We start from the raw sequence: 9,890 nt of genomic DNA on the forward strand, positions 1-9,890 counted from the left end.
TTGCGCAGGTCTACGCCCATCAGCAACTGGTCCCCGGCGTTCAGATAACTTCTTATGCTTTGCAGGAAAGCCATACCTTCAGACGGTTCAAAATTGCCGATGTTGGAACCCAGAAAGAGCACGACTTTTCTTTCCCCCTTATTTGCCTGCAGCCATTCCAGGGCCTGCATGTATTCGCCCACTACCGCCTGCACCTCTACATCGGGTAGCTCCTGCTGCAGGCTGGTTGTGAGTTGCTGCATGGCATCCCCGGATATATCGATCGGGACATAGTCAAAGTGCTTCTCTTGCCTGCTGAGCTCGCGGAGCAAAATCTTGGTTTTGAGGGCATCGCCGGCACCCAGGTCGATAAGGTGGAAGAAACCGGGCGCGGCAAACTTGCCGGTCATGGCCTGTCTGTGGCTGGAGAGCAGTTCCAGCTCACAGTCTGTCAGGTAATATTCCGGCAGATGCATGATCTGCTGAAACAAGCGGCTGCCTGCTGCATCATAAAAATAACGGGAGGACAGCTTTTTGGGCTCACTCGAAAGTCCTTCTGCCACATCATGGGCAAACGCTTTCGTATCATGGCTACCATCTGCTTTGCGGCTCAGGTCTATCATAGCGGGTAGGGGGGTATTCAGGATCATAGTATTATTCTGCCAGCCGGATTCCGGAGTATTGCCAGCGTTTGTCGGGATGAAAAAAATTGCGGTACGTGGTGCGTATGTGGCTAAACGAAGTGGCACAGGAGCCGCCACGCAGCACCATCTGGTTGATCATAAACTTGCCATTGTATTCTCCCAGTGCACCGGGAGCAGTCGAAAAACCAGGGTATGGGTGGTAAGCGCTGTAGGTCCATTCCCAGGTATCGCCATACAGTTGCTGCAAACCTGAAGTGGCTTTTGCAACGCTTGGTTCAAGCTGACCGGACTCCAAGAAGTTTCCTGGCTGTGGCGGGTATACCTGAGCGGCTGCCTCCCATTCAAACTCGGTGAGCAGGCGCTTGCCCGACCAGCTGGCATAAGCCTGCGCTTCATAAAAGCTGATATGGCTGACCGGTTTGTTCAGGTCCAGTTTTTCCAGCCCGTGCAGGGTATACACCATCCATTCGCCGTCCTGCTCCACCCAATACAAGGGCGCTTTTAACCCGGCAGTGCGCACGAGCGCCAGCCCTTCATCCAGCCAGTACCTAAAATCTGTGTAACCGCCCGCTTTTATAAATTCCAGGTATTCCCCGTTGGTGACGAGGCGGTTCATCACTCTGAAATCGGCCAGAAGCACGTCATGCACCCCCAGCTCATTATCAAAACAGAAGTCATGGCCCCGGTAGCCAATCGTGTATACGCCTCCGGGTACCTCCAGAAAGGTCGCTTCGCCCGGAGAAGCAGAAGCACTTTCTTTTTTACTTTGGTGGTAAGCAGGTAATAAGGGGTTTGTGCTCAGGATATACTTGATGTCGGTGATGAGAAGTTCCTGGTGCTGCTGTTCGTGCTGTAAGCCCAATTCCAGTACCGGCAGGAAGGCTGCCACCGTGTCCTCATCTGCTGTCGCCAGCAGTTCATTGATCTGTTCGTTTACGTACCGGCGGTACGCGTATACCTCCCGGAGGGGCGGACGCGTGAGGGTGCTCCGCTCGGCCCGCTGTACGCGGTTGCCTACCGTGTTGTAGTAAGAGTTGAACAAAAAACCGTAGCTGGGATGAAAAACTTTATACCCTTTGCGATGCGGTTGCAGGACAAACTGTTCAAAAAACCAGGTGGTATGGGCCATGTGCCACTTGGGCGGGCTAACATCCACCATGGGTTGCACGACAGTATCTTCGGGTTCAAGAGGAGCACAGATGGCTTCGGTCTGGGCCCTCAGCTGTTCGAATCGCTTGATTAATTCCTGAGTTGGTGGGGCAGCAAGCGTAGGCATATGTAGTGTTAATTAAGGCTTTAAAGTAAAATCGTCCGTATCCTGGGTGAAGCTGGTTGCGATTTGTATGGGATAAACGATGTGTACGGCTAGGCTAGAGGAACCACAATTAATTCGGCGTCTCACCAGCTTATGTGTGCTAGTAACTGATATTGTACGTAATTTGTTTTCTGAAAGTCTTATCTATCCGCCTTGATTCAGCCACTCCGTTATGTCCCTGCAACTCTCCGTTAGGCCTCACACACTCCGTTTTAAGTTTGATGCCCGTACTTCCCGGGGTGCAATTTCCGTGCACCAGGTCTATTATCTTTCGCTACAGGATTCTGCCCGGCCAGGCGTGACAGGAGTGGGAGAATGTGCCCCCTTGCCCGGACTGAGCATCGATCACCGCCCGGAGCTGGAGCAGAAACTGCAGGAGGTAGTTGAAGTGGTACGATCGGTTGCTAGTACACCGGCTTTGCTGCAGGAATTTATCCTAGGTGAAAGTTTAACGCAGTGGCCTTCCCTGCGCTTTGCGCTTGAAACCGCGCTGCTGGATCTGCAGGCAGGAGGCAACAAAATCCTGTACGACAACGCCTTCAGCAGGGGAGAACAAGGACTTCCGATCAATGGCCTGATCTGGATGGGCGATAAGGAATTCATGCAGCAACAAATCCGAAAGAAACTCTCAGAAGGCTATACCTGTCTGAAGCTGAAGATCGGAAGCCTGGATTTTGCCCTGGAATTGGACATACTCAAACAGATCCGTGAGGTGGCAGGAGTGGAGGAGCTGACGGTACGCGTGGATGCCAACGGCGCGTTCAGCCCGGACGAAGCTTTCCGGAAGCTGGAACGCCTGGCCAGGTATGACTTGCACTCCATTGAACAACCCATCAAACAAGGGCAAACGGAGCAGATGCAACAGTTGTGTGCCTATACGCCTATACCCATCGCTCTGGACGAAGAACTGATTGGCGTGCAGCAACCCGCACAGCAAACAGAATTATTGGACTTCATCCAACCGCAGTTTATTATCCTGAAGCCAACGCTGGTCGGAGGTTTAGCGGCCAGTGCAGCCTGGATCCGTATGGCGGAAGAAAGGCAGATCGGCTGGTGGATGACCTCTGCGCTCGAATCGAATATCGGGTTAAATGCCATTAGTCAGTTCACCGCCCATTATCCTGTCACCATGCCGCAAGGCCTGGGTACGGGGCAGCTCTACCACAACAATGTCGCATCACCGCTTGAGATCCGGGCAGGAAATTTATGGTATAGCAAAACGGAATGGGAGCAGCTGCCTTAACCCAGCTTCTTTTGGAGGTTGGAACAGGTATAGCAACGAGAGAAAAAATAGTTTTAAAAACAATTGGGAGCTCCGAGTCAGAAAACAGAAAGGCCTGCATTTGATGCAGGCCTTTCTGTTTTCTGACTTTAGGTTCAAATCTAGTTACCGCCTCTGTACCCTCCGGGGCCACCACCCGGACGGCGCTCCATGTTTTCCTGCGGCGCCTGTGCACCGGCAAAACTACGGAGGTTATAAGAGAAGGTCACCATAAAGAAACGCTGCAATACGGTCGACTGTACATCCTCCACATAAGATTCTGTCACGTTGCGCTGTATGCTGGCATTTTGTTTTAAAAGGTCATTTACGCTGAGGCTGATCTCGCCTTGCTTGTTTTTGAACACTTTCTTACCCACGCTCATGTTCCAGAGCAGGTAGCTGTTGTCTACACCCGCTGATAAACCGGAGTTGTACTGGTGGCTCAGTTCGGTACGGTATACCAGGTCTTTCCAAAGCGTCCAGTTATAGCGCAGGCTGGTGTTCTGGTTAAAGTAGTTGTTGTTCTGGTTAGTACTTAGAGAGTTCGATACAATGTTGTAGCTGGAGAAGGTGGAGACCGTAAAATCTATCTTCTCGCTGATGTTGCTGCTGATGTTGAATCCTGCTCCCAGGTTGGTATTGTTAGCATAGTTGATTTCTTCATCGATCATACCGGGTATTCTGGAATAGCCTACCGAGCCGTTCAGGTTAAAGTTGGAACTGATGAAGTTGAGGGGCTGACCGTAATTGAAGAAGGAGCGCACGTTCCAGTAGCCGTCCATGTTGACCGGGCGGCTCAGCCTTGCACCCGGCTGCAGCTCGTAACTGTCTGCCATACCTGCCGGAATCGAACTGGTATACACGCTGTTGGCAATATAATCCTGAGTCATTGTGCCGAACATGCCCACGAAGAATACTTTATTGGTTTCCGTGTTGAAATTGCGGTAGCGAATGTTCACCCGGTTTTGGTAATCCTGGTCCAGGTTCGGGTTTCCGATTCTGGCCTGCAGCGGGTTGGAGATGTCCAGTACACCCTGCAATTGCTCTACAGAAGGCACATTGGTGCTGGAGCGGAAGTTTACGTTCAGGTTACTGGAATTAGAAAACTTGTATTCATACTCGGCAGAAGGCAGGATGTTCGAAAAATTGCGCTTCAGGTTGTAGTTAGTCGGGTATTCACTGTCGCTGTCAAGCGTTGCAAACTGATATTTGGCATTGATCTGCAGCCTTACTTTGTCTTTTCTGTACTGGTAGCTCGGCCCTACACTCTGTGATAGGTAATCGCTTTTGAATGTATTGCTCAGCGGGGTGTTGATGTCGGAGTATGCACCTGCGGTACCTTCCTCACCAGATCTAACAAAGTCATAGGTTCTTTTGTCAGAGTCACGCATCTGGTTCCCGATGGTGTACTCCAGCTGTATGCGGGAGTTCTCGGCCAGTCGCTGCGAGTAGTTGGCATTACCGGACCAGTTGAAGTTCTTTCTGTCAAGCTTCACAAACTGGTTTCTGGCAACATTCCTATCCGGATTTTCTACGTTCTGCGTTTCTTCCTGCTGATAGCCGTCGCCATCCGTGTTGCTGACACTGGTATTAAAGTTAGTGGTCAGTATGCGTCCGGAATCTCCAAAGCGGTGGGAGTACAGAATGTTGTTGTTGAAGTTCAGGCTGGTGTTGTCAGACGTGTTCCGGTTCAGAGAATTTGACAAAGTACCGTTCGCATCAAATGTAGTGGCGCTGCGGTCTGTGAGCGAGTAATTCTTCTGCAACGAAATATTTGGCGTTACCAGGAGCCGGTTGTTTTGGTTTATGTTGTACTGTAAGCGTAGGTTCAGGCGGTGGCTTTCTTCCTGGTCATTGTTGATGCTGTTCTCGGTATAGCGAAGGCCGTCATTATTTGTCACAAAATCACGGTACCGGTATTGGTTGTTGACAATGTCACGGTTGCTGTAGTTGTAGTTGGCGCCTATTTCGATCTTCTTTCCCAACATGTCGTTGTAGTTCAGACCAAATGTATTGGTATTGATGATACCGGTCGGGGAGCCGCCACCCCAGCCGCCTCTGCGACCACGCATGCCGCCACCCGGCGTTTCGCCTACGGAGAAGTCGAACATGTTGATGTTGTTTGTGAGGCCGGTCACCGTGATTCTTCGGTTATTGTTGAAGTAGTTCACGCTGGCGCCTGCCATATACCGGTCATCAGTGCCATAGCCGGCCGAAATTTTGCCCGTATAACCCTGGCGACGATCTTTTCGGGTTACGAAATTGATTGTTTTGATGCGGTTGCCGTCATCGAAACCACTGAAAGCAGCCTGGTCGCTCTGGGCATCAAAGATCTGCACATTTTCGATCATGTCCGAAGACAGATTACGCATCGCAGACGTTACATCCTCACCGGTATAGCGCTTGCCGTCAATCATCACCTGGCGTACATCTTCTCCCTGTGCCTGTACCTTTCCATCCTGTACCGTAACGCCCGGCATTTTCGTGACCAGGTCTTCCGCACTCGCGTCGGGTGCTGTCTTAAATGCCTTGGCATTCAGTTGTGTGGTATCTCCCTTCTGCTCGCCCAGCGGGGCGCGACCGACTACCTGTACTTCACTTAAGCGGTTGTTCTGTTCCTGAAGCCCCAATACACCCAGGTTTACCGGGCCCTGCAGCACCTGCACAGCTCTGGAGAACATATCAAAACCCAGGAACCGTACCTCCAGGGTATAGCTACCCGGCTGAACCTTCTCAAAACGGAAAGCACCTTCCCCATCTGTCATCGTGGTCAGAATGCCGGTACTGGCAGCACGCTTCAGTACAACGCTGGCACCCGGGAGATTGCTTTTGTCGGATGCGCTCTGCACGGTACCCGAAACAGCTTGTGCGTAAACCTGTGAAATACTGATCAGCATGATCAGGAGGGAGAATAATTTTCTCATTTGAACGTATAGTTGGATAATAGTTTTTGAACTTCTGGTAACGCGTTATTCGGATAGATCAGGCTGCTCCGGTAACGGTTTTAGCACTTGCTAAAGCAGAGAAAGCCATCCTGTAAGTATCCGTAAAGAACTCGTTAGAATAGAGATGACCGGGAAGGTTTAATGGGGATTATAATTTATTTTCTTGCATCCTCCGGGCAGGCCGGAGAGCAGGAAATGAGAAGGGCAGGTTTTGTAATTGTTTGCTTTTCAATAGCCTGAACATGGCGGAAAGCGGGAAGAGGATGGAGCTCTTACGGCAGCTTGTGCCGGATGTGAAATGCACGTTAAAAGCCAGGGAGATTATACAAGGAAAAGGCAGCAAGTGGGGCGCTGCCGGGTATGAACCCCTGAAAGGAAAGAACCAATTAAAGATACTTTTCGCGCAGCAGAGCGGCCACTTTGACCATGCCTGTGGTTGCTTTTTCCTCGTAGAGGTGCATGTTCGGTCTTGGCCTTACATAGGGGAGATTCGGGTCAACCACAAAGAGAGGCGATTCAGCTGCGACCAGATCCACAAGCCCTGCTGCCGGGTATACGACCAGCGAGGTGCCGGCCACCAGGAAAATGTCGGCCTGCAGGGTTTCTGTCATGGCTTGCTCCATCATAGGTACGGCTTCCCCAAACCAGACGATGTTGGGCCGGAGCTGGGAGCCCCGCGCACATTTGTCCCCCAGCTTCAGTTCCCAGCCTTCCATCTTATAGACTAGGGAGGGGTCCAGGGTGCTCCGGCTCTCAAAGAGCTTGCCATGCAGGTGGATGACGTTGGTAGAACCGGCCCGCTCGTGCAGATCATCTACATTCTGGGTAATGATACGCACATCAAAGTCCTTTTCCAGATCAGCCAGTAGTTCATGACCGGCATTTGGTTTGACACTGAGAGCATTCTTACGGCGCTCGTTATAAAAGTTCAGCACCAGTTCCGGATTCTTATGCCAGCCCTGGGGCGATGCCACTTCCATCACATCGTGCCCTTCCCACAGCCCATTGGAATCCCGGAAAGTAGCAATGCCGCTCTCGGCACTTATACCTGCTCCTGTCAGTACAACCAGTCTTTTCTTTACCATGTAGCTAGTCTTTAAGCTGCTTTCAACTTTCGTTTTACTGAAGAAATGAAAATGGGTTCAGGCTATACCTGGTTTGCTATACCTGGCAGAAGCAAAAAAGCCGCTCTTAATAAAAGCGGCTTTTCTGTCTGATTACTTTTTCTTAGGTGCTGCAGCCTTTTTGGCAGCGGGCTTCTTCGTAGCCGGTTTCTTGGCAGCTGCCTTTTTAGTGGCCGGTTTCTTTTCAGCCGTCGCAGTTTCAGCCTTTTTCTTGAACCCGCCCCGGCCTTTTTTCTCCGGAGTTTGTTCCGCCAGGTCCAGGCACTCCTGCAGGGTAAGCTCAGAAGGTTCTTTTCCTTTCGGGATCTTTACATTCTTTTTGCCTGCCACAATGTAGGGGCCATACCTGCCGTTGAGCACCTGCACATCCGGGTTTTCCGGGAAGTCCTTGATGAGTTTTTCGGCATCCGCTTTTCGTTTGGCTTCGATAAGCGCGACCGCTTCCTCTGCCGTGATCGTATGCGGATCCATCGTTTTGGGCAGGGAGTAGAATTTGCTGTTATGGCTGATATAAGGTCCGAATCGCCCGATGGCAGCTTTCATTTCCTTCTCTTCATACACGCCCACGATACGGGGCAGTTTGAACAGCTCCAGTGCTTCTTCCAGCGCCAGGCTTTCCAGGAACTGGCCTTTGCGCAGACTGGCGTAAACAGGCTTGTCACCGGTTTCTGGGTTTTCTTCTCCTAGCTGCACATAAGGACCGAATCGTCCCAGTTTCGCTATGATCTTTTGGCCTGATACCGGGTCTATACCTATTTCGCGGGCTCCCGAAACATCAGCCCGGTTGATATTCTCGCTGGACTCAATGCGCTCATGGAATTTCTCATAGAACTTCTCCAGCATATGTTCCCATTGCTGCTGGCCTTGTGCGATCTCGTCAAACTCTGCTTCCACACGGGCGGTAAAGGAATAATCGATCACATTCGGAAAATGCTCCACAAGGAAGTCGTTCACCACCATGGCCATATCGGTAGGGAAAAGTTTGTTTTTCTCTGCTCCCGTTATCTCTGACTTGGTCTGGGTTGTGATCTGATCTTTCTGAAGCGTGAGTACCTGGTATCTACGCTCCTTTCCTTCGCGGCTGTCTTTTTCGACATAGCCGCGTTTCTGTACAGTGGAGATGGTAGGCGCATAGGTAGAAGGACGTCCTATACCCATTTCTTCCAGTTTCTTCACCAGGCTGGCTTCCGTATAGCGCGGGGCAGGGCGGGAGTAGCGTTGCGTGGCCTGCATCTGGCGCAGATTCAGCAACTGGCCAATGCTAAGCGGCGGCAGCATACCTTTCACATCCTCGTCCTGGCTATCCTCATCGTCTTTTGACTCGATGTATACTTTCAGGAAACCTTCAAATTTGATCACCTCACCGGTCGCTACCAGCTTATCAGGCTGTGTCGAGATATCGATGGTGGCGGTTGTTTTTTCGATTTCGGCATCCGCCATCTGCGAAGCAATGGCACGTTTCCAGATCAGCTCATACAGGCGCTGCTCATTTCGGTCGGAGCTGCCTGTCATATTCGAAAAGTCAGTCGGGCGTATGGCTTCGTGAGCTTCCTGTGCCGAAGCGGACTTGGTCTTGAAACGACGCGTCTTAACAAAGCGCTCTCCAAATGAATTGGTTATGGCAGCAGATGCTCCCTGTATGGCTTCATCGGACAGGTTGAGGGAATCCGTACGCATATAGGATATCTTACCTGCTTCGTAGAGGCGCTGTGCCACCGTCATGGTCTGCGCCACTGAGAAGGAGAGTTTGCGGCTGGCCTCCTGTTGCAGGGTAGAAGTCGTAAAGGGAGGAGCAGGGCTGCGTTTAAGCGGTTTGGTCTCGAGGTTGCCTATGGTATAGCTTGCCCCGAAGCAACGCTGCAGAAAAGCCTGCGCCTCTTCTTCCGTTTTGAATTTTGTCGGGAGTTCTGCCTCCAGGGTTTTGCCCTGTACCTCAAAATGGGCTGTGATACGGAAAGTAGCCGTTGCTTTGAAGCGTTCTACTTCCCGTTCGCGCTCGACCACCAAGCGTACCGCCACCGACTGCACCCGTCCGGCTGAAAGTCCGGTTTTGATTTTCTTCCAGAGCACCGGCGACAGCTCAAAACCTACCAGGCGGTCCAGTACCCGGCGCGCCTGTTGGGCATTTACTAGATCCATGTCGATACCACGCGGGGAACTGATTGCATTGATAATGGCATTCTTCGTGATTTCCCGGAATACGATGCGGCGTGTTTTGGCTTCGGTGAGGTTAAGGGCCTCGGTCAGGTGCCACGAAATGGCTTCCCCTTCGCGGTCATCGTCCGATGCCAGCCATACGACCTCTGCCTCTTTGGCCAGCTTTTTCAGTTGTGATACTACCTCTCTTTTATCGCTGGAAATGACATAAGTCGGTTTAAACTTGTTCTTTATGTCTATGGCGTTGTTATCTTTGGGTAAGTCCCGCACGTGGCCGAAACTTGACTTCACCACAAAATCTTTCCCTAAATACCCTTCAATCGTTTTGGCCTTGGCAGGCGACTCGACAATAACTAAGTTTTTAATCATTCTATATTTTTAGAGGCAGTTCAATTCAATTTTGCCCAAAGTTCAAATTTTTTTTCAAACAAATACAACCTGAATCTGATAACATAGGTTTAACAG

General features: G+C 51.1%; 6 protein-coding genes. 1 reads left to right on the top strand and 5 read right to left on the bottom strand.

What is annotated here, in order from left to right; translation table 11 throughout:
• On the bottom strand, positions 1-629 hold a 629-nt coding region (locus OB13_RS03205; RefSeq protein ID WP_461488705.1), incomplete at its 3' end, for an L-histidine N(alpha)-methyltransferase.
• A 4-nt stretch (positions 630-633) separates the two neighbouring features.
• Positions 634-1,899, bottom strand: a complete 1,266-nt coding sequence (egtB, locus tag OB13_RS03210; protein ID WP_461488706.1) for an ergothioneine biosynthesis protein EgtB — start codon at positions 1,897-1,899, stop codon at positions 634-636.
• Positions 1,900-2,110: 211 nt separating this feature from the next.
• On the opposite strand from egtB, the gene OB13_RS03215 reads away from it, so the two are divergent.
• Entirely contained in the window at positions 2,111-3,181 is a 1,071-nt protein-coding gene (locus OB13_RS03215; protein WP_461488707.1) for an o-succinylbenzoate synthase, read from the top strand.
• A gap of 140 nt (positions 3,182-3,321) precedes the next feature.
• Here the strand turns inward: OB13_RS03215 and OB13_RS03220 are convergent, their stop codons facing one another.
• The 3 genes from OB13_RS03220 to topA all read right to left on the bottom strand — a co-directional run bounded on the left by OB13_RS03220 (position 3,322) and on the right by topA (position 9,794).
• The gene (locus tag OB13_RS03220) at positions 3,322-6,123 is read right to left on the bottom strand and encodes an outer membrane beta-barrel protein (protein WP_461488708.1); all 2,802 of its coding nucleotides are present in this window, start codon (positions 6,121-6,123) and stop codon (positions 3,322-3,324) included.
• A gap of 407 nt (positions 6,124-6,530) precedes the next feature.
• The gene (locus OB13_RS03225) at positions 6,531-7,229 is read right to left on the bottom strand and encodes an SIR2 family NAD-dependent protein deacylase (protein WP_461488709.1); all 699 of its coding nucleotides are present in this window, start codon (positions 7,227-7,229) and stop codon (positions 6,531-6,533) included.
• A 132-nt stretch (positions 7,230-7,361) separates the two neighbouring features.
• Positions 7,362-9,794 (bottom strand): type I DNA topoisomerase, encoded by a 2,433-nt coding sequence (gene topA / locus OB13_RS03230; protein WP_461488710.1) that lies wholly within the window; start codon positions 9,792-9,794, stop codon positions 7,362-7,364.
• Between the last annotated feature and the right edge of the window lie 96 nt (positions 9,795-9,890).

The organism is Pontibacter sp. HJ8 (genome assembly GCF_054824225.1).